Source organism: Gemmatimonadaceae bacterium, from assembly GCA_036273715.1.
Taxonomy (GTDB): domain Bacteria; phylum Gemmatimonadota; class Gemmatimonadetes; order Gemmatimonadales; family Gemmatimonadaceae; genus JADGGM01.
Map to the genome: position 1 here is coordinate 1 of DASUHB010000033.1, position 26827 is coordinate 26827.

At 64.9% G+C, this 26827-nt stretch carries 25 protein-coding genes; 21 read left to right on the forward strand and 4 right to left on the reverse strand.

What is annotated here, in order from left to right:
• The 16 genes from VFW04_06600 to VFW04_06675 form a co-directional block, all read left to right on the forward strand.
• The coding region (locus VFW04_06600; GenBank protein ID HEX5178979.1) for a DNA topoisomerase at nucleotides 1–912 on the forward strand (912 nt) is incomplete at its 5' end.
• Nucleotides 913–958: 46 nt separating this feature from the next.
• On the forward strand, nucleotides 959–2293 hold the full coding sequence (trmFO, locus tag VFW04_06605) for a methylenetetrahydrofolate--tRNA-(uracil(54)-C(5))-methyltransferase (FADH(2)-oxidizing) TrmFO (GenBank protein HEX5178980.1): 1335 nt from the start codon (nucleotides 959–961) through the stop codon (nucleotides 2291–2293).
• Nucleotides 2290–3234, forward strand: coding sequence for a tyrosine recombinase XerC (locus tag VFW04_06610; GenBank protein HEX5178981.1), 945 nt, complete (start codon nucleotides 2290–2292; stop codon nucleotides 3232–3234). The genes trmFO and VFW04_06610 overlap by 4 nt, the downstream gene beginning before the upstream one ends.
• A gap of 56 nt (nucleotides 3235–3290) precedes the next feature.
• Nucleotides 3291–3695: a hypothetical protein gene (locus VFW04_06615; GenBank protein HEX5178982.1), complete on the forward strand. Its 405-nt coding sequence runs from the start codon at nucleotides 3291–3293 to the stop codon at nucleotides 3693–3695.
• 77 nt (nucleotides 3696–3772) lie between these two features.
• Nucleotides 3773–4315 (forward strand): ATP-dependent protease subunit HslV, encoded by a 543-nt coding sequence (gene hslV, locus VFW04_06620; GenBank protein ID HEX5178983.1) that lies wholly within the window; start codon nucleotides 3773–3775, stop codon nucleotides 4313–4315.
• Nucleotides 4316–4350: 35 nt separating this feature from the next.
• Nucleotides 4351–5829: an ATP-dependent protease ATPase subunit HslU gene (gene hslU, locus VFW04_06625; GenBank protein ID HEX5178984.1), complete on the forward strand. Its 1479-nt coding sequence runs from the start codon at nucleotides 4351–4353 to the stop codon at nucleotides 5827–5829.
• Nucleotides 5830–5866: 37 nt separating this feature from the next.
• The gene (argF, locus tag VFW04_06630) at nucleotides 5867–6781 is read left to right on the forward strand and encodes an ornithine carbamoyltransferase (GenBank protein ID HEX5178985.1); all 915 of its coding nucleotides are present in this window, start codon (nucleotides 5867–5869) and stop codon (nucleotides 6779–6781) included.
• Nucleotides 6782–7049: 268 nt separating this feature from the next.
• Nucleotides 7050–7658 carry a GspH/FimT family protein gene (locus VFW04_06635; protein ID HEX5178986.1) on the forward strand — a complete coding sequence of 203 codons (609 nt, stop codon included), beginning with the start codon at nucleotides 7050–7052 and terminating at the stop codon, nucleotides 7656–7658.
• Nucleotides 7655–8041 carry a prepilin-type N-terminal cleavage/methylation domain-containing protein gene (locus tag VFW04_06640; GenBank protein ID HEX5178987.1) on the forward strand — a complete coding sequence of 129 codons (387 nt, stop codon included), beginning with the start codon at nucleotides 7655–7657 and terminating at the stop codon, nucleotides 8039–8041. Before VFW04_06635 ends, VFW04_06640 begins: the two co-directional genes overlap by 4 nt.
• A gap of 12 nt (nucleotides 8042–8053) precedes the next feature.
• Nucleotides 8054–9208 (forward strand): prepilin-type N-terminal cleavage/methylation domain-containing protein, encoded by a 1155-nt coding sequence (locus tag VFW04_06645; protein ID HEX5178988.1) that lies wholly within the window; start codon nucleotides 8054–8056, stop codon nucleotides 9206–9208.
• 20 nt (nucleotides 9209–9228) lie between these two features.
• Nucleotides 9229–11232 (forward strand): hypothetical protein, encoded by a 2004-nt coding sequence (locus VFW04_06650; protein HEX5178989.1) that lies wholly within the window; start codon nucleotides 9229–9231, stop codon nucleotides 11230–11232.
• Nucleotides 11233–11370: 138 nt separating this feature from the next.
• Nucleotides 11371–12480 (forward strand): glycine cleavage system aminomethyltransferase GcvT, encoded by a 1110-nt coding sequence (gene gcvT, locus VFW04_06655; protein HEX5178990.1) that lies wholly within the window; start codon nucleotides 11371–11373, stop codon nucleotides 12478–12480.
• 77 nt (nucleotides 12481–12557) lie between these two features.
• Entirely contained in the window at nucleotides 12558–13064 is a 507-nt protein-coding gene (locus tag VFW04_06660) for a MogA/MoaB family molybdenum cofactor biosynthesis protein (protein HEX5178991.1), read from the forward strand.
• The gene (locus VFW04_06665; GenBank protein HEX5178992.1) at nucleotides 13061–14629 is read left to right on the forward strand and encodes a sigma-54 dependent transcriptional regulator; all 1569 of its coding nucleotides are present in this window, start codon (nucleotides 13061–13063) and stop codon (nucleotides 14627–14629) included. The genes VFW04_06660 and VFW04_06665 overlap by 4 nt, the downstream gene beginning before the upstream one ends.
• 169 nt (nucleotides 14630–14798) lie before the next feature.
• On the forward strand, nucleotides 14799–15530 hold the full coding sequence (locus VFW04_06670; protein HEX5178993.1) for a hypothetical protein: 732 nt from the start codon (nucleotides 14799–14801) through the stop codon (nucleotides 15528–15530).
• A gap of 380 nt (nucleotides 15531–15910) precedes the next feature.
• Nucleotides 15911–17242, forward strand: a complete 1332-nt coding sequence (locus VFW04_06675) for an HD-GYP domain-containing protein (GenBank protein ID HEX5178994.1) — start codon at nucleotides 15911–15913, stop codon at nucleotides 17240–17242.
• 19 nt (nucleotides 17243–17261) lie between these two features.
• Here the strand turns inward: VFW04_06675 and VFW04_06680 are convergent, their stop codons facing one another.
• Nucleotides 17262–20360 (reverse strand): AAA family ATPase, encoded by a 3099-nt coding sequence (locus tag VFW04_06680; protein ID HEX5178995.1) that lies wholly within the window; start codon nucleotides 20358–20360, stop codon nucleotides 17262–17264.
• A gap of 120 nt (nucleotides 20361–20480) precedes the next feature.
• Nucleotides 20481–20990 (reverse strand): hypothetical protein, encoded by a 510-nt coding sequence (locus VFW04_06685; GenBank protein ID HEX5178996.1) that lies wholly within the window; start codon nucleotides 20988–20990, stop codon nucleotides 20481–20483.
• A 57-nt stretch (nucleotides 20991–21047) separates the two neighbouring features.
• On the opposite strand from VFW04_06685, the gene VFW04_06690 reads away from it, so the two are divergent.
• A complete protein-coding gene (locus VFW04_06690; protein HEX5178997.1) occupies nucleotides 21048–22904 on the forward strand; it encodes a serine/threonine-protein kinase in 1857 nt (618 codons plus the stop codon).
• A gap of 37 nt (nucleotides 22905–22941) precedes the next feature.
• Here the strand turns inward: VFW04_06690 and VFW04_06695 are convergent, their stop codons facing one another.
• Both VFW04_06695 and VFW04_06700 read right to left on the reverse strand, forming a co-directional pair.
• Complete coding sequence (locus tag VFW04_06695) at nucleotides 22942–23949, reverse strand: AAA family ATPase (GenBank protein ID HEX5178998.1); 1008 nt, start codon at nucleotides 23947–23949, stop codon at nucleotides 22942–22944.
• A gap of 81 nt (nucleotides 23950–24030) precedes the next feature.
• Entirely contained in the window at nucleotides 24031–24513 is a 483-nt protein-coding gene (locus VFW04_06700) for a BsuPI-related putative proteinase inhibitor (protein ID HEX5178999.1), read from the reverse strand.
• A gap of 282 nt (nucleotides 24514–24795) precedes the next feature.
• Between VFW04_06700 and VFW04_06705 the strand changes: the two genes are divergently transcribed.
• The 4 genes from VFW04_06705 (at nucleotide 24796) to atpE (ending at nucleotide 26820) form a co-directional block, all read left to right on the forward strand.
• Nucleotides 24796–25056, forward strand: a complete 261-nt coding sequence (locus VFW04_06705) for an AtpZ/AtpI family protein (GenBank protein HEX5179000.1) — start codon at nucleotides 24796–24798, stop codon at nucleotides 25054–25056.
• Nucleotides 25053–25406, forward strand: coding sequence for a hypothetical protein (locus VFW04_06710; protein ID HEX5179001.1), 354 nt, complete (start codon nucleotides 25053–25055; stop codon nucleotides 25404–25406). The genes VFW04_06705 and VFW04_06710 overlap by 4 nt, the downstream gene beginning before the upstream one ends.
• Nucleotides 25403–26371 carry a F0F1 ATP synthase subunit A gene (atpB, locus tag VFW04_06715; protein HEX5179002.1) on the forward strand — a complete coding sequence of 323 codons (969 nt, stop codon included), beginning with the start codon at nucleotides 25403–25405 and terminating at the stop codon, nucleotides 26369–26371. The genes VFW04_06710 and atpB overlap by 4 nt, the downstream gene beginning before the upstream one ends.
• Before the next feature lie 173 nt (nucleotides 26372–26544).
• Nucleotides 26545–26820, forward strand: a complete 276-nt coding sequence (atpE, locus tag VFW04_06720; GenBank protein HEX5179003.1) for an ATP synthase F0 subunit C — start codon at nucleotides 26545–26547, stop codon at nucleotides 26818–26820.
• Nucleotides 26821–26827: the final 7 nt, after the last annotated feature.

The following is a 26827-nucleotide window of genomic DNA, read 5'->3' on the forward strand; positions in this document are numbered from 1 at the left end:
GAAATCACGCCGCACCAGCACTTCACCGAACCGCCACCGCGCTTCAGCGAGGCGAGTTTGGTCAAGGAGCTGGAGCGTCTGGGTATCGGCCGCCCGTCCACATACGCGTCCATCATTTCCGTGCTCGCCGACCGTCACTACGTGACGCTCGAGCAGCGGCGGTTCACGCCCACGCCGTTAGGCGAGACCGTCGCCAAGATCATGGTCCACCAGTTCCCCGACATCTTCAACGTCGCCTTCACGTCGAACATGGAAGGCGAGCTCGACAAGATCGAAGAAGGCGAGATGGGTTGGCGTCGTGTGCTGGAAGAGTTCTATGGCCCGTTCTCCCAGTCGCTCGACAAGGCGAACATCGAGGACCTCATTGCGCGGGCGCACGATCTGTCCGTCATTGAAAAGGAGCGCTGTCCCAAGGACGGCGGACGCCTCGTGCCGAAGGGCGGCATCTTCGGTCCGTACCTGGCGTGCGAAAACAGACCAGACTGCGACTACACCAAGCCTCTCGGCCGTGATCGCAAGCCGGCGGTCCTAACGGATGAGATCTGCCACGAATGCGGTGCGCGAATGGTCATTCGCCACGGCCGGTCCGGTGAGTTTTTGGGTTGTAGCAGATTCCCGAAGTGCCGCGGTACACGCGCCTTGCCAACGGGTGTGAAATGCCCCAAGGACGGCGGCGATATCATCCAACTGCGCTCCAAGCGCGGGGGTCGCGCGTTTTATGGCTGCGTGAACCACCCCAATTGCGATTTCGTCGCCTGGAACAAGCCGACGTTGGAGCAGTGCCCGGACTGCGGTTTCGTGGGCGCTGAAATGAAGTCGACGAAGGCGCGCGGCGAATTCCGGAAGTGCCTCAAGTGCGGCAACGAGTGGGATGTAGCACCCGTTGCGGAGCCGGCCGCCGCCGCGGGCTAGACTGCGGTACCTCGCCGCGCCTGATGGCCAGCGTTAGTTTCTGGCCATGATCACCGTCGTTGGCGGCGGCCTCGCCGGATCCGAAGCAGCCTGGCAGCTTGCAGAGCGCGGACACGAAGTCACGCTGGTCGAAATGCGCCCGGTGGTCCGTACACCGGCCCATAAAACCGATCGCCTCGCTGAGCTCGTGTGTTCGAATACCTTCAAGAGCACCGAAGAGACAAACGCGCACGGGCTCCTCAAGCGTGAGATGCGACTACTCGGCTCGCTCGTCTTATGGGCGGCCGACCAGGCGCGAGTCCCCGGCGGTTCCGCTCTCGCAGTGGATCGCGAGCTCTTCGCGGCTGCCGTCACAGAACGCATTGCGACCCATCCTCGCATTTCCGTGGAACGCCGGGAGGTCACCGACCTTCCGGTGCCAAGCATCGTTGCCACCGGCCCGCTTACTTCGGACGCACTCGCACAAGCGATGCGAGCGCGGCTCGGCGTTGAGGCGCTCGCGTTCTATGATGCAATTGCCCCGGTCGTCGATCGCGATTCGATAGATCTCGGTGTCGCGTTTCGGGCGTCGCGCTACGGCAAGGAAACGATGCCCGATGCCGGCGCAGATGGCGCCTACCTCAATTGTCCGCTCGACCGCCAGCAATACGCAGACTTTATCGACGCGCTCGTGGCAGCGGACTTGTATGCAGCGCACGATTTCGACTCCGTGCCGTACTTCGAAGGCTGCATGCCGGTCGAAGAAATGGCGCGCCGCGGGCGCGACACGCTCCGCTTTGGGCCGCTCAAACCCGTTGGCCTCAAAGATCCGAGAACAGCTCGCGAACCCTTTGCGGTCGTGCAGCTGCGCCGGGAAGATCGAGGCGCGCGAATGTGGAACATCGTCGGATTCCAAACGCGTCTCCGGATTCCGGACCAACAGCGCGTATTCCGACTCATTCCCGGACTCGAGAACGCAGAGTTCCTGCGATTCGGTTCGATTCACCGCAATTCGTATCTCAACACGCCGGCGGCGCTGTCATCGCATCTCGCGTTGCGAGACGAGCCGCGCGTGCTCTTCGCGGGTCAGATCACGGGCGTCGAAGGCTATACCGAAAGCACGGCCACCGGCCTCATCGCTGGTCTCAACATGGCCCGCTTGATGGAAGGCATGGAACCGGTGCTCCCCCCGCCCACCACGATGATCGGCGCTCTGTATCGGTATCTGCGCGAGGCGCGGCCGGAACACTTTCAGCCGATGAACGCCAACTTCGCACTGCTCGACGAACTGGACGAACACATCCGAGACAAGCGGCGCAAGCGCGAACTACTCGCGGAGCGTGCGATCGCAGCAATCGAGACCTGGCGCACCGAGACGAATGCGCACGCATTTGTCCCATGAGCGAAGCGCCGCCTGAGCTCGCGCTCCCGAACGAGATCGCCGACTTTCTCGAGCACCTCGAGAAAGAGCGAAACGATTCGCCTAACACCGTAACGGCGTACCGCCGCGATTTGCACGCGTTGGTTGCGTTCCTGGCGAGCTACTACGGAACGCAGGCCTGGACATGGGAAGGCGTCGACCGTCTCGCGATTCGCGCCTTCATGAGCCATTTGCTCCGGCGCGGCCTCTCGAAGCGTTCCGTGGCGCGGACGTTGTCGGCTGTTCGGAGCTTCTATCGTTTCCTGCACCGCAACGAGCAGGTCACGGCAAACCCTGCGCGAGGTGTCGGCTCGCCCAAGCTCGACAAACGACTCCCCGGATATCTCGATCGTGCGCAAATCGATCTGCTCTTTCAGCAAGCGGAGACGCGGGCATGGAGCGGGAGGTTCGCCGACGTCCGCAACCTCGCCATCCTCGAGGTGTTTTACTCGACCGGAATGCGGCTGTCCGAGCTGGCGGGCATCGACATGCGCGACCTGGATCTCGTTTCGCAGCAAGTCAAGGTGCGCGGCAAGGGGCGCAAGGAACGCATCATCCCGTTAGGCGATCACGCGGTGCTCGCATTGCGCAACTACGAGCTCAAGCGCGACGCGCTGCGGCGCGATCGCGGCAGCGCCGCGGATCGCTCGGCCTTGTTCCTCTCGAAGACCGGCAAGCGGATCGGGGTGCGAATGGTTCAGGCCGTCGTCGGCGCATTGCTGCGTCAGATCGACGAGGACGCCGAGCTGTCCGTTCATTCTCTTCGCCATACGTTCGCGACGCATCTGCTGGATGCCGGCGCCGACCTCCGTGCCGTCCAGGAACTGCTCGGACATGCGTCCATTTCCACCACACAGATTTACACACATACCAGCGTCGAGCGACTGAAAGCGGTATACATCAAAGCGCACCCGCGAGCATAAGCGCTCCGCATTTGCCTGTGTGTGGGACGGCTTCTTTCTTGCACCCGGACCATAGTATGAGCTGGATGGAAGTGCTTCCATTTCTGGGCGGATTGATCGCGGCCGTCGTCGGCGGTGCGTTGGTCGCCGATGCTGCGTTGCACGACGAGCCCTTCGCAGCCGAGCGCCGACGGACGCCACGCCCGGAGCGGAGCCGCGTTGGGCAAGGATGTCTCGGCGGAAGCCTCGTCTGCACAGCTCTGGTTCTGCTGAGCGGCGGCGGTACACCGTTTTCGATCGCCGCCACCTTCGTTGGCATTGCTCTCCTGATAGCAGGCGTCGTGCTCAATTGGCACTACTTGCTCGATCTGATCAACGGGCCCTCCGGTCGCGCGTCCCTGTCGCCTGTCAACAACGATCCACGCCAATCGGACGGAAGCGCCACTCCCGCTTACGGCTGGCCGGTCAGCAGCGACGATTAGCGCTAGAAGCGCCGCCTGAGTTGACGGCGGCCGCCGCCAGGCAGCAGTCGGCATGGCTTCGGACTATCTTTCCGGCCATGCCAGGTCTGCCAACCATACGTGCTACCACCATCCTCGGCGTCCGACGCGACGGGAAAGTCGCGCTTGGCGGCGACGGGCAGGTGACGGTCGGCGAGACCGTGATGAAGGCGAACGCGCAGAAGGTGCGAACGCTGCGTGGCGGCAAAGTGCTGGCTGGTTTCGCCGGAGCGGCCGCCGACGCATTCACACTCTTCGAGAAGTTCGAGGAAAAGCTCGATCGCTTTCCCGAAAATCTGCCTCGCGCGGCTGTCGAGCTAGCCAAAGAATGGCGAAGCGACCGCGTGTTGCGACGCCTCGAGGCATTGCTGGCCGTCGCCGATCGACAGCATGGCTTCATTATCTCGGGGACCGGCGAGCTCATTGAGCCGGAAGATGGTATTCTTGCGATCGGATCGGGCGGCTCGTATGCGCTCGCGTCGGCGCGCGCGCTGCTCGCACATTCGAATCTTGCGCCGGCGGCCATCGTGCGGCACAGCCTGGAAATCGCGGGCGACATCTGCATCTACACGAATAGAAACATCACTGTTCTGGAACTGTGATCCGGGCATCAGGTTCACCGGACACTACGCGACACATGCCTTCCAAGCACACGCAGCAAGCAATCGCACGACTGGCCGATCTCACACCGCGGCAAATCGTCGCCGAGCTCGACCGGTACATCGTTGGGCAGGGCGACGCGAAGAAGGCCGTGGCTATCGCGCTGCGCAACCGGTGGCGCCGACAGCAAGCGCCCGAAGGCATTCGCGACGAGATCTCGCCTAACAACATCATCCTCATCGGTCCGACCGGCGTCGGCAAAACGGAAATCGCCCGCCGTCTCGCTCGGCTGGCCGGCGCTCCGTTCAGCAAGGTGGAAGCATCGAAGTTCACCGAAGTCGGCTACGTGGGACGCGATGTGGAGTCGATGGTGCGCGACCTTGTCGAGAGCGCGATCGACATGGTGCGCACGGAGCGCGAGAACGAAGTCGAAGACCTCGCCTACGAGCGGGTCGACGAGCGGTTGCTGGATCTCCTGTTGCCGCGACCGAGCGAAGCGACCGCCGAAGGGCAGCGCGGCGCGGCGTCGGCCGCTGCGGGCGGCGCGGGAAGCGGTCCGTCATTGTTCGTCGTGTCGTCCGGTGGCGAGGTGGAGCGGGAGGGCGGGACTCCGGAAGCCACGAAGGAGCGCTACAGCCGCACGCGAGACAAGCTGCGCCAGCTGCTGCGTGACGGACAACTCGAGGACCGGGAAGTCGAAGTCGAGGTGACCCAGCAGGGTGCTCCGATGTTCGACATGCTGGTGCCGCAAGGCGCCGGCGAAGGCGTCGAGAACTTCACCGAGATGCTGCAGGACATGATGCCCAAGCGGCGGAAGAAGCGAACGGTGAAAGTCTCGGAGGCGCGGAGGATTCTCCTCGACCAGGAACTCGAGAAGTTGGTCGACATGGAGGATGTCACGTCGGACGCGTTGGAACGCGTCGAGAAGATGGGAATCATTTTCCTCGACGAGATCGACAAGATTGCGGGAGAGCGTTCGCAGATGGGCGGTCCCGACGTGTCTCGCGAGGGAGTACAGCGCGATCTCCTGCCGATCGTCGAGGGTTCGAACGTGCAGACCAAGTACGGCATGGTGAAGACGGACCATGTCCTCTTCATCGCGGCCGGCGCTTTCCACGTGTCGAAGCCGAGCGATCTCATTCCGGAACTGCAGGGCCGGTTCCCGATTCGCGTGGAGCTCAAGCCGCTCACCGAGCAAGACTTCGTCCGCATCATGACGGAGCCGGAGAATGCGCTGACGAAGCAGTACGCGGCGCTGGTCTCGGCGGAGGGTGCGCCGCTCACGTTTACCGATGATGCGATCGCCGAGCTTGCGCGGATCGCCACGGGCGTGAACGAGCGCATGGAGAACATCGGCGCGCGGCGCCTGCACACAGTGATGTCGTCGCTGCTCGAGGACGTCCTGTACGATTTGCCCGACCGCGGCACCAAGCCGATCACGATCGATGGCGCGACGGTGCGCGACCGTCTCAAGGCCATCGTCGACGATGAAGACCTGCGCCGGTACATTCTATGACGGCGCCTAACGATTCGTTCTGCCACGCCTGACCCGCATGCACCGCGACTTTCTGGCCATCCCGGATTTCTCGCCCCAAGAACTGCGCGACCTCTTTCAGTTGGCCGACGACATGCGCCGCGGCCGATATGTTGATCATCCGCTGGCAGGCAAGTCGCTGGCGATGATCTTCATGAAATCATCCACGCGGACGCGCGTGTCGTTCGAGGTCGGCACGTGGCAGCTCGGCGGCCATGCGCTGTTTCTCTCACCGCGCGACATTCAGCTGGGACGCGGCGAACCGATCGCGGATACCGCGCGCGTGCTCTCCCGCTACGTCGACGGGATCATGATTCGCACGTTCGCGCATGCGGAGGTCGAGGAGTTGGCAAAGTACGCCGACGTGCCGGTAATCAACGGCCTGACGGACTTGCTGCACCCATGCCAGGTGCTGGCCGATCTGCTTACAGTTAGGCAGCACCTGAGCGGCTGGGATGGCAAGCGCGTGGCGTGGATCGGCGACGGCAACAACATGGCGAACTCGTGGATCAACGCGGCGTATCGTCTCGGCTTCGAGCTCGTGCTCGCATGTCCCGAGGGCTACGACCCCGATCCCGTCCTGCTGGCGCGCGCACAGACGGCGGCCGATGTGCATGTCGTGCGCGACCCAACGGAAGCGGCCGCCGGGGCCGATGTCGTCAACACCGACGTATGGGCATCCATGGGTCAAGAGGAAGAGCAGGCGAGCCGTGCGCGCGCGTTTGCCGGCTTCACGGTGAACGCTGCGCTGATGGCGAAAGCCAAGCCGACGGCGATTTTCCTGCACTGCCTTCCCGCCCATCGCGGAGAGGAAGTTGCCGCCGAGGTGATCGACGGGCCACAGAGCCGCGTGTGGGATGAAGCCGAAAACCGGCTGCACGTGCAGAAGGCGGTAATGGCGACCCTCATGGGCAACGGGTCCGCCAAAGCCTAACGGGCCTCGCTCGGCGTCGCTCGTGCGCGTTCAGCCTGGTTGGGCGAACGGCCGCAACTTTCTAGCACAATTGCGAGTGTTTGCGTAGGACGAGTCATGCCACTCCGCTCGTAAATCGTTATACCACAATACCATACATGCAGGGCATGGGTCGAGCACTCGACCCGGTCCGCGCGTGGCGCGCCTCTGAGCGGCGCCTGCGCCGCCGGCAGCACCGGCCGACACTCTCGGCCCGGCGACCACAGCCGCTCATCTCTTGCGAGAGGTCATGCGCACGACCACGCGTCACCGTTCAGCTGCCAGCGCGATCGCGGCGTCGCGACATTCGCCGCGTTGGGCGTTCACCGTCATCGAGTTGATGATCGTGCTCGCGATCATCGGCATCATCGCGGCGTTCGCGTATCCCAAGGTGAACTTCACCCAGTTCCGCGTCGACGCTGCTGCGCGGACGGTACGTGTCTCGTTGCAGCATGCGGAGCGGTTAGCCGTCACGCGGCAGTACGATGTGGTCGTGAGCTTCGATACGGCCAACCGCCGCATCCGCATTCTCGAAGACAACAACAACAATGCGACGGTGGATGCGGGCGAGCACGTGATCTACGCGCAGCTCGAAGACTCTGTGCACTTCGCGGTGCCGCCGGCCGGTATTTCCGGCGGTGCGGCGTCATCGATCGATGGCAGCGGCATCAAGACCATCGGCAACATGCCGACGATCATTTTCCACCGCGACGGCGCGGCGAGCAGCGAAGCCGACATCTACCTCACCTCCAAGCGCGCCAGCAACGATGACTTCCGCTGCGTTCGAGTGATTCAATCGACCGGGCGGACGAGTTGGTGGCGCTATCTCAATGGCACGTGGGAGCAGGCGAGCCTATGACCTTCTCGATGCGCGCCCGTCAGGGCCTAACGCTGATCGAAACGCTGATCGCGCTCGCGATTCTCACCGGCGCGATGCTCGGCATGGGGACGTTCGTCTCGCGGCTGTCCCATTCATCGGGAACAGGCTACGAAATGTCCATGGCCGGCGATCTCGCCGTCGCCGGACTCGAGCAGGTCAAAGCATATCCGGTGTACGGATCGCTCGAGGCGAAGTTCGTCGCGACCGAAACGGGCATCGCCGGATACCCGGGCTTCACACGGCAGACTTTCATCACGCACACGTCTACCACCCGTGCGGACTACAAGACCGTGACCGTCGTCGTGACGGCATCGGCGTTGTCGACGCCGATGAAGAAAACGACGGTCATTGCGGCCTTCTGAGGACGACGAGCCATGACGACACCTTTACAACGTCGGCCGCAGCGAGGCGTCACGCTGATCGAAATGCTGATCGCGTTAGCGCTGTTCGTCGCGGTGTTCGGACTCGCCGTGCCGTTCTTCAAGATGCAAGCGCGGTCGCTCGGCGCGAGCGCCGGCCGAATGGATGCCCAGCAGAACGCGCGGTTCGCGCAGAGCACCGTTGATCGCGACCTGCGCCTCGCCGGCACCGGCGTATTGTCGAATCAGCCCATGATCGTGCAGGCGGATCGGTTCGCGCTCACGTTCAACGCGGACATCGTCGCGCGCGAGGCGAACGATCTCAACGCGGCGTACTATGATCCAGACGTCGACTCGATGTCGACCGCGAGCATGCTTACGACTCAGCAGATCACGCTGCCGCACAGCGCGGTGGCGTATCCGCAAATGAATTACTTGCAGAGTGGTGTGCCCGGCGCGGCGGAAACTATCTCGTATTGGGCCTCGCTCGACAGCACGGTGGCGGACAGCAACCAATACGTGCTCTTTCGCCGCGTGAATGATGGAGCGCCGAAGGTGGTTGCGAGCGGCATCGTGTGGAACAGCGGCGATCCGCCGATCTTCACCTATTACAAGCCGGACTCCACCGGAAATCTCATAGCAATTCCGACGGCGAACCTGCCCCTCTACCACAATGCGGCGGCGCACGGCTCGGCCTCCGATACGGGAAAGTTCGCGTGGGTCGACAGCATCCGCATGGTGACGATCCGCGTGGCCGGCACCTACGACGATCCGCAAAAGGGCTTCGTGACACGGGTCGTGCAGACATCGACCCAGCTGCTGAACGCTGGCATGCTGCACAGCACAGTGTGCGGCACCACGCCTATTCCGCCGGCGTCGTTCACCGCCGTCTATGACACGACGACGCCGGCAAAGGTGATTCTGACCTGGAACGAGTCGCTGGACCAGGACGCCGGCGAGAAGGACATCGAGCGCTACCTCATCTATCGTCGGGCAGTCGGCGATGCGAATTGGCAGAACGTCGTGACGAGCGTCGCGGCGTCGTCGGCGACGTACACCTACGACGACATCGATCCGCCGTCCGGAAGTTGGGAATATGGCGTCGTGGCGCAGGATTGTTCGCCGTCGAACTCGCCGATCGTTTCCGCCGGCGCCGTCACCGTTCCGTGAGCAACATGAGGAGAATCCGCATGCCGCGCGCATCCATCTTGTGGAGCGAGCGGACGAATCGGCGCGGGTCGGCGCTGATCCTCGTCCTGCTCCTAACCGTCACTCTGGCGGCGATCGCGTTGTCGGCGATCCTGCTCACCGGAAGCTCGACGATTCTCACGCACTCGTTCGATCGCGAGCGCGATTATCGCTACGCAGCCGAAGCAGGCCTGGCGATGGGCAAGTCCGCTCTGAGCAAGGACACGAGCATCCACCTGCCCGACAGTGGGTACGTGACGGTGATTTCTAACGGAACCATCACGGGCGCCGACGGGAACGTGATCCCGAACCTGCACGTCAACGTCTATGCGGGCTACTCGGGCAACGTGACAGGCGAGTTTGGACAGTATGCGAGCGTCGTGTCGGAGGCGTTCGACTCCAGCGGCGCGCGGTACGTTCGTCGTCTCGAGCTGGCCGCGGAGAACTTCGCGCGCTACGCGATGTTCACCAACACGTTCCCGGCGGGCTTGTGCTATTCGACCGGCGAATTCATTCGCGGCCGAGCGCACAGCAATCAGGGGTGGTACTCGTGCGGGACGCCGACGTACTACGACACAGTGTCGGCGGTGGGGAGCATATCGGGCGGATCGCCGATCTTCGAGAAGGGAAAGATCAGCGGTGCGTCGGTGATTCCAATTCCGCCGGTCTCGAAGCTGGCGATCCTCCAGTCTTACGCAGCAGGGGCGAATCTCGACGTGATCTCCCAGGGGACGAACCTCAGCAACGTTCGCACGCGCATCGAGTTCGTCGGAGTCGATTTGGACAACGACGGGACGATCGATGGCGCTAACGAAGGTTTCGTCCGAGTCTATCAGGCCAACGCCGCGTACGCCGGCCGCGTGCGCGTGAAGGACTCCGTCATCAACGGCCAGAATGTGCCGCCGGACTCGTTGTGTGGAGACTGGCACCTCGAGGATGGTGAACTGAGGTTCTTCCCGACCTTCGTCCACGGCGAGGCGTGGTTCAAGAGCCAGATCAGTTCTGGAGAGCTGTCTAGCTCTCCGATCGACACGGTTCACACTGCGTCAGCGGTGACCACGAGCGAGCGCGACAAGATCATGTCGCACACTGGATTTCGCTGCTATCCGGCTGGCGATCCCCATCTCGTGTCGAGCGAGCGGCGTCACGCGCTGCCCGTGCAGGGACCTGCGTCGTGGCAAAAAGGCGGCGATGATACGACGTTCACGGACAGCACGGTCTACGGCTACTGGCAGGCGTGGGGCGGCAACAATGCGCCGGTCGTTACGGCGTTCAACGCGATCACGGATACGCTCTACATCGGCTACAAGCATCAAGCGGACGATGCGCGGCTGTGGCCGTTGGACCGTTCACTCAACCCGAGCTCGAAGGGTGTGATTCACACGCACGGGCCGGTCGCACTCAACGGTGTGCTTCGAGGCTGGGTGACCCTGTACGCCCAGACCTATGGTTCTGCTCAGGGGACCGTGCTGTTGATCGACGACCTGGTGTATGCACAGGATCCGGCATCGGTTCTGTGCGCGAACCTGTTCGGCGTCATTGCGGACACGAGCATTATGATCGCGGACAACGGGATCAACTCGCCGCTACGGTCGGGCAAGAACGGCTCGACATATCGCTGGACAGACGGCAATGACAATGGGATGCTGACCGCGAACAACTTCGTGTTCCACGGTGTGACGATGAGCCGAACCGGGACTGTCGGTGTCGAGAACTACGATCAGCATCCTGAAGGGTCGGCGACATTCGGCAACTGCAACACGGCGCACACAGGTCGCGGATGCATCCAGCAGGCAGGGGGAGTGATCGAGAACTTCATCAGCGCGACGTACAGCGACAACTATGATGGCTTTGGTGAAAACCGAAGTGTCGACCAGTGCTTGAACACACAATCACCGCCGTACTTTCCGACAACTGGGCGGTATTTGAATAACCGCTTTTCAGAGATCGACCCGGCGCGTTTCGACGTGGCGACGCTATTCAGCAAGCTGCAGTCGGGCAATTGAGTCGCAGTCGTTGGTGCAAGCCAAGCGAGCCCGGGTCCGACTTACGGATGCGGGCTCGTTTGCTAATGTGCGCCGCACTGGCAGTTGGATCGAAACGCAGCCATTTTTGCAGGAGATTCCTCGTGGAGCTCCTCTCCAATGGCTCAGACCGCAGTTCAGCAGACGCTCAAGCGCACGCCGTTCTACGACGTCCACGTGTCGCTGGGTGCCAAGATGGTTCCGTTTGCCGGGTACGAGATGCCCGTACAGTATCCAACCGGGATCACTGCGGAGCACCGGGCAGTTCGTGAGCACTGCGGGTTGTTCGATGTGAGCCATATGGGCGAGTTCGAAGTGTCCGGCGCCGATGCCATCGCGTTCGCGACAAAGGTGACGTCGAATGACGTGGCGGCACTCGCGGTTGGTCAGGTGCAGTACTCGACGATTCTGAACGACCGGGGAACGATCGAGGACGATTGCCTGGTCTATCGGTTTGCCGATCGTCTGATGCTCGTGGTGAACGCGTCGAACAAGGACAAGGATCTGGAGCACATTCGGCGCTCGCTCGGGCAACTGCAATGCACGGTGTCGGATGTGAGCGATCAGACCGCACTCCTGGCGCTCCAGGGGCCTAACGCAGAGAAGCTGCTGCAGCCGCAGGTGTCGGTCGAGCTGGCGTCGATGGCGTATTACCACTTCGCGGTGGGCGAGGTTGCGGGCGCTCCGGCGGTCATCTCTCGGACCGGCTACACCGGCGAGGACGGATTCGAGCTTTACTTCTCGCCCAAGCACGCGGCACACGTGTGGAGCGCACTGGCGGCTCACGGCGTGACGCCGGCCGGTCTCGGATGCCGCGATACCCTGCGTCTCGAGATGGGAATGGCGCTCTACGGCAACGACATCGACGATACGACGACGCCGCTCGAAGCGGGGCTCGGCTGGGTGGTGAAGTTAGGCAAGGGCGATTTCGTCGGGCGGGACGCGCTGGTGGCGCAGAAGGAGTGCGGCGTGCCGCGCCGTCTCGTCGGGTTCACGACCGCCGAGCGGAGCTTCCCGCGGCACGGGTATCCGGTGTTCGTTGGTGGAGCGGCGTCGGGTACCGTGTGCAGCGGCACCATGAGTCCATCGTTGGGCATCCCGATCGGCACCTGCTACGTCCCGACCGCCTCGGCCAAGCCGGGCACTGCGCTCGAGATCGAGATCCGCGGGCAGCGCGTAGCGGCGGAGGTGGTCCGGACGCCGTTCTACACGCACGGCACTCATCACTAGCCGGCCGGACGCGTGGCGCAGCGGTGCGGCGCCACGTTCGCCGTTCGCTCGTTCGCCTAACGTAGGAGTGCCCTCGCATGCGGATCGCGATCCTCACGGTGTCGGACGCCGGATCGAAAGGCGAGCGCGCGGACCTGTCCGGCGACGCCATCGCCCGTTGGGCGAACGATCGCGGCGCCGCGGTCGCCGCGCGCGCAATCGTGCCGGACGACACGTCGCGCATCGTGTCGATCCTGGCGGACTGGTGCGATGGCGACGGAGCTGACCTGGTGGTGACGACGGGTGGGACGGGCCTCGCGCCGCGCGACGTCACTCCGGAGGCGACGCGCGCCGTCGTCGAGCGTGAGGCGCCGGGGATCGCGGAGCGGATCAGAGTCTTGTCGCTCGAGCGATTCCCGCGGGCGGCGCTGTCGCGAGGCATCGCGGGGACGCGCGCGCGGACGTTGATCGTGAATTTGCCCGGGTCGCCAGGTGGCGTGCGCGACGGCCTTGCGGCGCTCGACGCGATCATCGATCACGCGATAGACATTCTGCGTGGAAACGTGACGGAGCATCGGGCCGCGGGCGGAGAGCCGGCTGCATGAAGGTTTTGCTCACGCTGGCCGACGTCGAGCCCGCGGTGCGGCTGAACGCGCTGCTCGAAGGCGCGGGCTATCAGACTACGCTGGTGTCGCCGATGGACGATGTGCCGAGCGCGATTCGTCGTGAGAAGCCCGACGTGATCGTCCTCACGGGCGCGCTCACCGACGTGGCCAACATCCAGTTGGTCAAACGACAGCAGTGGGATGGCGCGGCGGTGGTCGGACTGGCTGATCTCGATGATCCGACGGTGCACGATCGGCTGCGCGCGATCGGATACGTCGAGGTGTACGCGAAGCCCATCGATTTGGACGAGGTCTTTGCCGGTATCCGGCGCATCCTCGATCGAAGGCGGCTGTCGCTCGACACCGGCCTCATTGGCGAGAGTGAGGCGATCCGCGAGGTGATGGTCAAGATCGAGCAGATGGCTCCGGTGTCGAGCACCGTCTTGATCGAGGGCGAGAGTGGAACGGGGAAGGAACTGGTCGCGCGCGCGGTGCACCGGCTCAGTCCTCGTCGGGGGAAGCCGTTCATCGCGGTGAACATTGGCGCGCTGCCCGAAACGCTGATGGACAGCGAGCTGTTCGGGCACGAGAAGGGGTCGTTCACCGGCGCGGCGGAGCGAAGGTTAGGCCGGTTCGAGCTGGCGAACGGAGGTACGCTGTTCCTCGACGAGGTGGGCGAGGCTCCGTTGTCGACGCAGGTCAAGCTGCTGCGAGTGCTCGAGCAACGGGAAGTGACGCGCGTCGGGGGCACGCAGCCGTTTCGGGTTGATGTCCGGGTGTTGGCGGCGACGAACAGGCCGCTGCGCGACCACGTTGAGACGGGCGAGTTCCGGGCCGACCTCTACTACCGGCTGAACGTGCTGAACATCTACTTGCCGCCGCTTCGAGACCGGCAAGAAGACATCCCGTTGCTCGTGCGCCAGTTCGTCCAGGAATTCTCTGCCCAACACGAGCGGCCGTTCCACGGCATTTCGGCCGAGGCGATGCAGCGGTTAGTCGAGTATTCGTGGCCTGGGAACATCCGGCAGCTGCGGAATCTGGTCGAGAGCATGGTGGTGTTGTCGCCGGGGCACGAGATCACGGCGAAGGACATTCCGCGGGAGATCCGAGACGGTGCGGCGCGGTTTCTTCCCGTTCCCGTTGGGCGGTTGGGCAACGCGCCGGGGCGGGCAGAGGAGGCCGCGATGGGCGGCCGTGAGCTCGAATTCATCATCCGGAGTCTGGTCGAGTTGAAGCTGCAGGTGGAGGAGTTGAAGAGACGGATGGGTGACGAGCGGGTGGCATCTTCTGCGCTGTCGACCGGCGTTTCCCGCGACGTGCTGGTTGGAGAAGTCGTGCCGAGCACGCCGCCGGTGGCGGCGATCGAACCGAAGGATCAGCCGGCCGCGCCTAACGTGATCAGCATCCGGCCGGGCATGAGCATGGCGGAGATCGAGCGTGCGGCGATCGAGTCTGCGCTTCGGGAGACGCGGGGCAACCGAAGAAAAGCCGCAGACATGTTGGGCATCGGCGAGCGGACGCTGTACAGAAAGTTAAAGGAGTATAACCTGCCCGAGTATCCGTAGCGCAACTGTCGCTTGCATTTAGGCACTGTTGTAGGAATATTGTCTGACCACATTCCGAAAGTGAAACGCGCCGTAACCTCCCCGCCCGGTCGGAGTGACGGCGGTCGTGTTAGTCTCCGTTCGTACCCGCCGTACCTCGTTCTCCCGCGTTCGCCAAGTCAGGTTCCTCGTGTCTGTGCCGCTCAACGCGCCGACGCCGTCGTCGCAGCCCGTGTCGCCGATCGCCGGCAGCGTCTTGCCGCTGCGGCGAGCGGAAGAGCTGTTGGTTACGCTGCCCGGCGTGTTGGCGGCGCGGATCGTGGCGAGCGAGAGCGGCGCCGTGAGCGAAGTGCATTTGCTGACGAGCGCCGAGGTGAATCCGAAGCAGACGGTGCGCAACGTGGAGAGTGCGTTGTTAGCACACCTCGGCATGCGGGTGGATCACCGGAAGATTTCGGTGGCGACGACGGTGGAACCTCAGAAGACAGCGGAAGCGAAGGCGCTCTCTGAGAGCGCGGCGGCGGAGGCCGCGGCGGCGGCTCGTCGGCGGTTCTATTTCGAGGACGTGGAAGTGCGGCGATCGCGGAGTCGGGGCGTGACGTGTCGAGTGACGCTGCGCAAGGCGGAGCAGTCTTACATCGGGGAATCAGAGGGATCGGAATCCGAACGCTCGCGGGCCGAGTTGGCCGCGCGAGCTGCTGTCGTCGCGATCAGCCAGGCTGAGGGCGACGCGCATGCGTTGACGCTCGATGGTGCGCGGTTGATCGATGCGTTCGAGCGCGAGTTCGTTTTCGTCGGAATCACGGTGCGTGTCGGGCGCGAGAGCATGCTGCTCACGGGCAGTTGCGAGATCCGGGAAAGTCCGGAGACGGCGAGTGTGCTCGCGGTGCTCGACGCAACGAATCGGTGGATCGGACGGTAGCGGTGGTGGCGAGGGGCCGTGGGACCCGGCTGAGGCAGGGTCGCTGCGGCGTGCATCGTCGGTAGAAGGGACGGCTGTCCGGTGGTGCGTCATTCCTGCGGTACGACTCTCAACCGTTCTCACAACACGATCGATACTAACGACTAACAACCCCCGATCCTCGGCTGAGCGAAGCTGAGCGGGCAGGGCCACGTAGTTGAGCGGAGCCGACCTTCAGCACAACTGGCAGGTGCCAGGTGTGACTTCACGAAAGGGAGGTGACGCGAAATGTCGTTCTTGACCCAGCTCGTAACGTCGATGTACGCGGTCGTTGCGTCTGACACCGCACACTGGTGGTAAGACCCGGGGACGGGGGTTCCTCTTTTTCGCAAGCGGTGCGAATGAACCGGGTGCGACTGTACGTGTCGGGTGTGGCGTTGGGCGCCGTGGCTGCTGCCATCTGCGTCTATTGGGTCGCGCCGGTGGTCGATGCCGGTTCGATTCGGGCCGCGCTGTGGATGTCCGGGTTGTCGGTGTTCGCGCTGCTGTTGGTGTACCAGTTGCCGGCCGGCGCCGGCGGGTCGATCGGGTTCATCCCGTTCACGGCCACGGCGCTACTCTCACCCAATTGGATCGCGGTGGTCGCGGTCGCGGTGACGAACATCATCACCGAGATCATCAGCATTCGCGACGGAGTCAAGAAGGTTTTCAACGTGGTGCAGATGTCGCTGGCGACCTCGCTGGCGGTACTGTCGTACTTGTTGTTAGGCGGGAAGCCGTTGTTGCAGTACAGCGGGATGAGCGCGCCGCAGGCGCTGGCGACGGTCGGCGTGCCGTTCTCGGTGATGGTCATCGTGTTCGTGGCCGTGAACACCGTGGCGGTGAGTGGCGCGATCGCGACCAACGACAGCAAGAACCTGTTGAAGGTCTGGCGCCAGAATCACCTGGGCAGCCTGGCGTACGACGTGCTCGCGAGTCCGGTGGCGTTCCTGCTCGCGTGGTGCTACGCGCGCTTCGGCGCCTTCGGCGCGTTGGTACTCGCGCTGCCGCTGTTGGGCGTGCGACAGTTGTACAAGACGAACCGGCAGCTCGAGCGGGTCAACCAGGAGCTGCTCGAGTTGATGGTCAAGGCGATCGAAGCGCGCGATCCGTACACCTCCGGTCACTCGCGGCGCGTGTCGCACTATGCGAAGCTCATCGCTCGTGCGTTAGGCCTGTCGTCGCGCGAAATCGAACGGATCGCGACCGCGGCGCTGCTGCACGACGTCGGCAAGATCCACGAGATTTACGCGCCGATTCTGCGCAAGCCGGACAAGCTCACGGCGGACGAGTGGGCGGTGATGCAGACGCACCCGATCAAGAGCGCGGAGCTGGTGTCGACCGTGTCGCAGCTCCGCGATCTGGTGCTGCCGGTGCGGCACCACCACGAGAACTGGGACGGCAGCGGGTATCCGGACGGCCTGGCCGGCGAGCAGATTCCGTTAGGCTCTCGCGTCGTGCTGATCGCGGACACGATCGACGCCATGACGACGGACCGCCCCTACCGTAAGGCGTTAGGCGAGGTGCAGGTGCGGTCGGAGCTGGCCAAGTATCGCGGCCGCCAGTTCGACCCGAAAATCTGCGACGAGCTGCTCGCCAGTCCGATGTTCGGCCTGCTGTTTGCCTCGCCCGCGCAACGCGACGCCGCGCCCGCTTCGCGGCCCAAGGACATCTCGATCGCGCAGCTCGCCTGACGGCGCCGCCGCGGCGGCGTCACTCCACATGCAGGTCCCTGCGCAGGCGTTCCAGGTCGGGTTCGAGCGACGTCGATGGCCGCCGGTACTCTCTCACGTATGCGGTGAGCAGGCGCGATGCCTCCCGCCGCCGCCCGGCCAGCAGGAGGAGATCCATGAGTGCGGCGGTGGCGAAGTCCTGGCCGTTGGCCTTGCGCGTGCGGCGGTGCAGGTGCGCGAAGTGGCGGAGGTCGTGCTCCGACGGAGCGGCATCCCCGCGCAGGAGGGCGAGGCGCCAACGGAACGAGACGTGGCGAATGTCCGAGCGCGGCGACCGCGCCTGGCCGACCGCGTTTTCGCTTTCCACGATCAGGCGCTCGGCATCGCCTAACCGACGCTCGCGCAGCGCGATTTCGGCCCCGTTGCTCAGGATGGTGGAGCGGCCCACGCTGTCGGCGCTCCGCTCCATCAGCCAGAGGGCTTTGTCGAACCACGCACGGGCGGTGACGGTATCGCCTTCCGCCAGATAGGTGAGCGTGATCTGATTGGCGGCAGGCGCCGCGAAGGCGGCGAGCCCGAGGCGCTGCGCGATCTCGAGGGCCGACGCGGCAGCCTGTCGCGCCTCGACGATCGGCGCGCCGCACAGGCGAAGTGCGGCTGACGCGTGCGACAAATATCTGGCCTTCGAGCCGCCGTCCTGAGCGCCTAACTGCGAGTCCGTAAGGCGGTAGGCGGCCTCGAGTCCGGATTCCGGTTTGCCGAAGGCGGTGTGAAACACCATGTGCAGGCACGAGACGGCGTCTTCCTCGACGCCCGGTTGCACGGCGGCCGATGCGACGACGCGCATCACCGTCGCGGCGGCGCGATCGTCGCAGAGATTATCGGCGATCATCAATGCCCACGCGGCGGCGGCCAGGCGGTGCGCGTCGGACGCGGAAGCGGCCGACGCGCAGCGCGTGGCCTCGGCGAGCAGCTCGCGCCGGTCGGCGCCGAGCCGCCACTTGGCGAGGGAGAGCTCGAGCTCGGTGTCGTCGTGGTTGTCGGGTGAGCTGCGGGAGCCGCGTTGCAGCGACTCGACTTCCGCGACGACGTGCACGAACGGCTCCCAATCCGCGCCGAGGAAGAGCGCATGGGCGCGCGCGGCAAGGTGGTGCAGTTTGTCGGGCGGCGAGGACGTCATCTGCGCGGCGCGCTCGTAGAGCCGGGCGGCCTCGATGGGCATGCCGAGTCCCGTTAGGCGGCTGGCCGCGCCAGTGAGAAGTTCGATCGCGCGCGTGTGTTCGCCGGCGTACTGCCAGTGCTCGGCGCATTCGCCGGCGAGCGCCTCGGGACGATCGGCGCGCTGTTCGCCCTCGAGCAGCTCGGCGGCGCGGCGGTGGAGCAGCTGGCGCGCCGGAGTGGACAGACGGTCGAGCGCCGCGTCCGCCGTGAGGCGGTGGCGCAGAACGATCCGGTCGCCGTCGAGGCCGATCATCCCGGCGGCGCTGAGTGCGTCGAGTCCGTCGAGCAGGCCTAACCGGTTGACGCCGAGCACTTCCTCGACGCGCCGGGTGGACGAACTCGGGCCGAGCACGGCGACGGCTTGCAAGATGCGCAGCGGGACGTCGTTCAACTGGTCGAGGCGCTCTGCGGCAATGCGCTCGAGCGCCGCGGGGGCGCGAAACGGCTCGTATTCGCCTTCCGCCCGGGTCGCAAGCTCGATGAGGATGTACGGATTGCCGCCGCCGCGCGCGACACACCATTCGGTGAACGACTCGTTCCCGGCGCGATGCGAGCCCGTGATGATGCGTTGGACGAGCGCGCGACTTGCCGGATCATCGAGCGGTTTGAGGCGCATCACGCGGGGGCGCACGTCCTCGGCACAGTCGAACTGGCGGGCGACGTCAGGCTGCCTGGCTGTGAGGACGATGAGTGCGCGGCGCTTGAGCGCCCACCGGGACAATCCGCGGATGCATGTCCACGAGGCGGGGTCCAGCCACTGCGCGTCCTCGATGATGAGGACGATGGGCTGTTCACTCGAGACTGCGTCGACGAGATCGATGAGCGCGTTGCGGACGCGGGTGGAGAGCTCGGCGGCATCGAGGCCCGCCGAGTGATCGGCGCGCCCGTCCGTGACGAGCACGGCGTCGAGGGTGCGCTTCGACGCTTCTCCGACGGCGATCGCACCGCGCATGGCGCGCACGCCGCGGGCGAGCTCGATGATGCCGCCGAGGGCGCGTTCACTGTCGTGCGGCTGGCATTCCACCCGCGCGACCTTGATCCCGTCGAGTTGGGCAGCGCGGGCAACTTCGGTGGCGAAACGGCTCTTGCCGATGCCCCTTTCGCCGCAGACGAGACAGGTTTCGCCGCGGGCGGCGAAGAGACCGTGCAGGACGCGCTTGACGTCGTGCATTTCCTGATCGCGGCCGAGTTGGGACGACGGGTGTTGGTCGGGAGCGGCGCGGTATGCTTCGGCGATGCGTCGTCGGAGCAGCGTGGCCGGTACGCGGATGTCGCCTGCGGTGGGTCCGAGCTCTTGCAGGTATGCGTCGAGTATTTCGAGTGCGCGCACCTTGCTGCCGTGGAACGCGGCGGCTTCGGCAAGGGCCAGCGTCGCTTCTTCATTGAGCGGATCGAGCAGGAGGCAGCGGGTGGCGAGTCGTTCCACGGCGGCCCAGTCGGCCCGCTCCCGTTGGGCGGCGATGGCGGCGACGAGGACGCGTCGGAGACCGGATGTGACGACGTCGCGTTCCCGCTCGAGCCATTCGCTGAAGGTCGAAGAAAATCGCGGTGTGTACCCCGGAAGAAAAGGACCTTGCACGAGCTCCGCGACGCGGTTGGGGTCTGCGCTGCGTCCCGCGGCGAGGACTTCGCCGAAGTCGGACTGAGCGGAGCGCGCGGGCAGCGTGATGTGGCCGCGATCCGAACGGAGGGAAGCGCCGAGCGCGTTGAGCCGGTAAAGAGTCTGTCTGAGCCGGTGACTGGCGCGCTGCGCCGATGTCCGCGGCCAGAGCAGCTCGATGATGCGATGGCGCTCGATGGGCCGGCCTGCCTCGGACACGAACAACAGCGCGGAGGCGAAGAGGGTTTCGCTGGCCTGTGTAAGGCGCGTGACGCCGACCGTGATGACGGCGTGTCCGAGTCCGACCAAGTGGATCATGTGACGCGTTTCCGTGGCGTGTTTTTTCGCCCGACCAAAGTACTAACGCCGAGCTCGTCACGCGAGCGTCATTCGTACTACACTGTCATACGATTCAGTTAGGCGGGAGCCGCGAGTCCGTCAGCCGGTGCTGCCGATGCCGCCGCGTCGATCGGTGGACTGTGTGACGGCGCCGGTGGTCCAGGCGAGCGATGCGTAGCGATGCAGGATGATCTGCGCGATACGCTCACCGTGTTCGATGCCGACGCGCTGCGTGGAAACATTGCGCACCATTACGAGCCATTCATCGGGATAGTCGGCATCGATGGTGCCGGGTGCGTTGGGCAGAATGAGGCCGCGGCGAAACGCGATCGAGCTCCGCAGGCGAACCTGCGCCTCGTATCCGGCCGGCAGTCGCGCACGGAAGCCCAATGGAATGAGTGCGACGTCGCCGGCCTCGAGCATGAACACGCCCTCGGCGGTTGCCGGCTCGAGGCTCTCGGCGCCCGCGCGCCATGTACGAACGGCGCGGTTGCGCAGGTGGGCGCGCACATCGTAGCCGGCGGCGCCCGTCGTGGCGCGCGTCGGCGGCGTGACGTCATCGAAGAGGGGCTCGAAGATGATTGGGGGCGCGGTGATCGTCGTATCCATGTAGGCTCGTTGATTGGCGTGCTTGGCCGTGGCCGGCACGGGCTATAGGTTTTGCTCGTGACCGTCACGCCGCCTGCCGGCGCCGGGTCGCGTCCCGCTGGGGCGCCTGCGTCGCCGGCCGCCACATCCGATTCGGGCATCTCGCCCTTGGCACCCGGCGCGCCGTCGCCGAACAGCGTGACGGCGAAACTTCCGTCACACATCGAGGGCTGGCAACTACCCGCGGGTTGGTCGTGGGGCGCCGAGGGGGTGCAGGCCGAGTTCCGTCACTACCAGGAAGTCGTGGACGCGCTCGGTCGCTCGCTGTCGCTTGTGACGGTGCCGGATCCCGCGCAGGCGACATGGCTGGGCGCGGAGGCGCGCGCGCTGGCACATCGGGCGCACGCATCAATACCAACTGCGTACGACTGGTGGCCGGGCGGTTTGCAGAGTCGTCGAGGACCCGCGTACGTGCGGCGATGGATTTCGGGTGAGAGCGTGGCCGGACGGATTCGGCGGGTGGGGCCGGACGATCTCGCGACATCGCTGCAGCTCTTGCGCTCGACGGGTCAGGCGTTGGCGTATCTGCACACGACGGCTACCGCGCACGGCGCGGTGTGCGGCGAATCGATCTGGTTCACGCCGACGGGTCAGCTCTGGCTGCTGGCGTGGGAGTGGGCGCTGCCGCGCAACATGATACCGGCGGAGCTGACACCGTTTCCCGGCCGACTGCCGCGGGCTCCGGAATGGCCCGATGGCGAGTGGCTGCCGACGCCGGAGAGCGATCAGTGGCAGTTGGCGGCGACGGCATTTGCCTCGCTGACCGGCGAGTATCCGCCGCCGGAGGTGCCGCCGCTTCCGTTAGTCCGGCCGGACTGTCCGCAGGCCGTGGCGCGCGTGCTCGACCGGGCGCTGGAGCGCGATCCCGAGCGGCGGTATCACTCGGTGGCGGCGATGCTGCGCGAGCTGGATCGAGCGGTGGGCGGCGGCGCGAGATCGTCGGTGTACATCAGCGGCTCGATGCCGGCGATTCGTCCGTTAGGCGACGCGGAAGAGGAGCGGCTGCGGTGGGCGACGGGCGAGGACTACGAGGTGATCGCGCGGCTCGGTTCCGGTACGTTCGGGTCGGTGTGGCGCGTGCGAGATCTGACGCTGGAGCGCGAGGTCGCGCTCAAGATGCTCCATCCGCAGGTCGCGAACGACGAGATCGCCGTGCGGCGGTTTCGCCGCGAAGCGCAGCTGGCGGCGCAGCTCGCGCATCCGGCGATCGTGCCGATCTACGACTGGGACAGCAACGGCGGCGTGTCGTGGTACACGATGGAGTTGGCCGAGAACGGGTCGCTGGCCGATCTGGTGAAGCGATCGGGGCCGCGGTCGGTGGAGCAGATTGCGTCGCACATCGATCAGGTGCTGGACGGGCTGGCGGCGGCGCACGCGATCGGCATCGTGCACCGGGATCTCAAGCCGGAGAACATCCTGATCGATCGGCACCGGCGGTGGCGGATCGCCGATTTTGGTGTGGCGAAGATTTCCGGCGAAGAGCTGTTGAGCGGGACGACGGGCACGCCGGAGTTCGCGGCGCCGGAGCAGTTGTTAGGCGAGTCGCAGGGAGCGGCCGTCGATTGCTTCGGCTTGACGGCGATCGTGACGTATCTCTTATCCGGCGAGCCGCCGTTCGGCACGGGAGATGGGCGGGCGATTCTGGGGCGGGAACTATCGGGCGACGTCGATCTGCGCGGGTATCCGGAGCCGGTGGCCGAGTGGTTGCGGCGCGGACTGGCGCCGGTGGCGGAGCAGCGATTTGGCGACGCGGCCGAGATGCGTGACGCGTGGCGGAACGCGGTGGACCGGACGTTGGCGCCGGAGTCGCGGCCGCCGTGGTGGCGGCGGTGGTGGAGCGGTGACGACGAAGGGCGGGACGGCGACGACGCCTAACGCAATGGGGGCGCGCAGCCGGGCTTCGATCGAGCGCCTAACGTTCCGCGAGGCGGATGAGGCGCTCGGGCGTCATGCCTTCGGCTTCGCCCTGGAAGTTGAGCACGATGCGGTGGCGGAGCACGACGAGCGCGACGGACCGGACGTCGTCCAGGTCGGGCACAGCGCGGCCGTCCATGGCGGCCCGAGCTTTCGCGCCTAACACTAGATATTGCGAGGCTCGCGGGCCGGCGCCCCAGCTGACGTATTTTCTGACGTCGGGCGAGGCTTCTTTTGCATCCGGTCGTGTGGAGCGCGCGAGGCCGACGGCGTAGCGGACGACCGTGGGCGGCGCCGGGAGGCGGCGCACCAGGTGTTGGAGTGCGATGAGGCGCGTCGCGTCCAGCACCGGCGTGACCGAGGCTTCGGTATCGCTTGTGGTGGTGGCGACGACGTGCTCTTCTTCGTCGGCCGTCGGATAGCCGACGCGCAGCTCGAACATGAATCGATCGAGCTGCGCTTCCGGCAGCGGGTACGTGCCTTCCTGCTCGATCGGGTTCTGCGTGGCGAGCACGAAGAACGGCTCGGGGAGCGGGTGCGTCCGCCCGGCGGCGGTGACGGCGTGCTCCTGCATGGCCTGCAGCAGCGCGGCCTGCGTTTTCGGAGGCGCGCGATTGATCTCGTCGGCGAGCACCGCGTTGGCGAACACCGGTCCCTTCACATACTTGAACACGCGTCTGCCCGTCGCGTGATCTTCTTCGAGCAATTCGGTGCCGGTGATGTCGCTCGGCATCAAGTCGGGGGTGAACTGGATGCGAGAGAAGGAGAGGTCGAGCGCGTCGGCGAGCGTCCTAACGAGCAGGGTCTTGGCGAGACCGGGAACGCCGACGAGTAGTGCGTGACCGCCGCTCAGCAGGGCGGCGACGAGATTCTCGACGACTTCCTTCTGGCCGATGATGCGCCGGCCGATCTGATCGATGAGCGCTTGGCGCGCGGTGGCCAACTCGGTGAGGAGTTGGACGTCGCGCGTGTCATCGTGTGTGGAAGATCGAGCCGGTGTCGCCAAACGCGTCCTCTGATTCTCGCCGCAGGTTTGCGAAAGGTAGCGGCGGGGGCGCGGGGCGTTAAGGGTGGTGCGTGGGCTCGATTAGCGCAGTGTGAAGTCGGTGCGCTGCTGAATGGGGTGATTATTGCTTTCCAAGCGAGCGACGGCGGTGAAGTCGCCGGTACGTCCGTGCGGATTCCATGACTCCTCGTATGTGACGGACTCGTTCGCGCCCAAGAGCGTATTGCGGACTGCTTGGGTGAACATGCGGCCGTCGCTCCAGCGCCAGACTTCATGGCCAGTGGAGTCGAGGATGACGACGTCGTGGGTTTTGCCGGATGGGAAATCGATTTCGACCGCGTGATCGGCGACGTTCGTGACGCGCAGGCTGACTTTGACGTTATGGTCGACGCTGACGTGCGCGGCGGAGGTCAGCGCAGCGGTAGTGACTTTTTTGGGTACGGTATCCGATTGCGAGTGCTCGTTCGTCGTGCTGGCGGCGGACTCGTTGTGTTTGGCGTGGGGGCTCCAGGCCACGAACACGGCGCCTGCGCAGAGTAGCCAGATGACGAAACGGGAGGTCATGAGATTGAGACCGGCCGGGGAACGGGGGCGGTCGCACGGGCAAAGGGAGAAGCAGAATCTGAGGGCGAAGTTATCAACACCGGGACGAGCCGTCAAGGGTGTAGTAACGCGTAAGTTATGTGGAGACCGAAACTTGGCGATTAGACGGTTATTATGTCCGGTGGGTTGGAGCGGGTTCTTCTTTAGCTTGCGAAAAATTTCACAAGCTCCTACATTTCCGCGCGCATGAGAGAACCGGAGCGGCGATCTGGAGCGCCCGGTTCCGGGCGCGGTGAACGTGGAATGCCAGCGGGCGGTCCATCTCCGGCCGCATTTGCGGGCTCGGGCATTCAGCTCGTGGTGTCGATTCTGGTGTTCGTGTATCTCGGCCGGTGGTTGGACGGGAAGCTTGGTACGACGCCGTGGCTGTTGGTGTTAGGAGCATTCGTGGGCGCGTTCGCCGGATTCTACTCCATGTATCGCTCGCTCACGGCGCACTCGTCGCAGCAGCGGGGCGGGCGTAGTTCCGAGCACGACGCGCATGGCGATGGAGGCGAGCGATGAAGCGGGTGATGCGTTTCGTCGCCGCTGCCGCAGTCCTGATCGTCGTTGGCGCGTTCTTGCTCGGCCTGTTGTTCCGATTGCCGGGCGATGCGCACGCGATCGAGGTGAGCGCGGTCATCGCGTTTGCGGTGCAGTCGTTTGCGTTTGCGGTCGTGTTGCTCGTTGCGGGCGCGGGCACGAACGTGTTTCCCGCTTGGGGTATGGGAATGTTGCTGCGGCTCGCGGCGCTGGCCGTGATGGGATTCTGGTTGGTGCGGGCGTTGGGGCTGCGCGCCGAGCCGGCGCTTCTCAGTTTGGCGACGTTCTTCTTCGTGACGACGTTGGTCGAACCACTGCTTCTGAAACGATGACTTTTCGTTCGCTCGTCCTCGCGCTCGCGTGCATGGCGGCGCCCGCGGCGATGTACGCCCAGGGCGCGGCGCCCAACGCCGCTCCGGCGCATCAGATCCACGTGGGACCTCGCGGCGACCGCCTCATGGGCGCGCAGGGATCGGCGGACATCATCATGCCGCACATCACGGACTCGCACACGATCGAGCTGCCGTTCGGGCATGCGTGGGAGATTCCGCGGTGGAAGCCGGTGCGCGTCGGATCGGTCGAAATCGATTTTTCGATCACCAAGCACGTCGTCATGCTGTTCGTCGCGGCGATCCTGTGCATGGTCGTATTGATCCCGGCGGCGATTGCGCACGAGCGGCACACCACGGAGCGCGGATCGCCGAAGGGCTTTGCGACGGGCATCGAAGCCGTGGTGCTCTACATCCGCAACGACGTGGTGCTGGCGAACGTGGGACCGCACGGCAACGCATTCGTGCCATTCGGGCTCACGCTCTTCTTCTTCATTCTGTTCGCGAATCTGCTGGGCCTGGTGCCTTACGGATCGACAGCCACGGGCAACATCTCGGTGACCGGAATGCTGGCGATCATCACGTTCGTGGTGGTCGAAGCAACGGGGATCAAGACGCAGGGGTGGCGATATCTGCGCACGATTTTCTATGTGCCGCCCAAAGAAATTCCGTTCGTGATGAAGCTGTTCATGGTGCCGATCATGACGGTCGTCGAGATCATCGGCAAATTCACGAAGCCGTTCGCGCTGGCCGTTCGATTGTTCGCGAACATGACGGCGGGTCACGTGGTGTTGTTGGCGCTGATCAGCCTCATCTTCACGTTCGCGAGCTACTGGGTGGGCATTCCGTCGGTGCTGATGGGTGTGGGCAGCAGCCTGCTCGAGATATTCGTGGCGTTCCTGCAGGCGTACATTTTCACGATTTTGTCCTGCGTGTTCATCGGGCTCATTCGGTCCGAGGCGCATTAGCAGGCATTGGTGTTTTGACGCCTGCGGCGGTGCTCCAGCCGCAGGTTGGTACCCGGTCGAGCGACCTGGGGAAGCTCGTTGAGGCCCGGGCCTCGGCGACGAGCGGCGGCGGCGCGGTGAGGCCGACGCGGAGCGAGGGTCAGTCAACGGAACGGAGAACATCGATGATCCACATGTTCGCACTCTTGCAGGCCGCCGGGTCGTTCTCACGCGAGTACGCGGGTGCGTGGGCAATGTTAGGCGCCGGCGTCGGTGCCGGTTTGGCGACGATCGGTGCCGGTATCGGCATCGGGCGCATCGGCGGACAGGTTGCCGATGGCATCGCACGGCAGCCCGAAGCATCGGGCTCGATTCAGACGGCGGGGTTGATTCTCGCCGCGCTCATCGAGGGCGTGGCCCTGTTCGCGGTCGTCGTCGCGTTCGTCATTCAGAACAAGTTCGCGTTCTAGCGTTCAA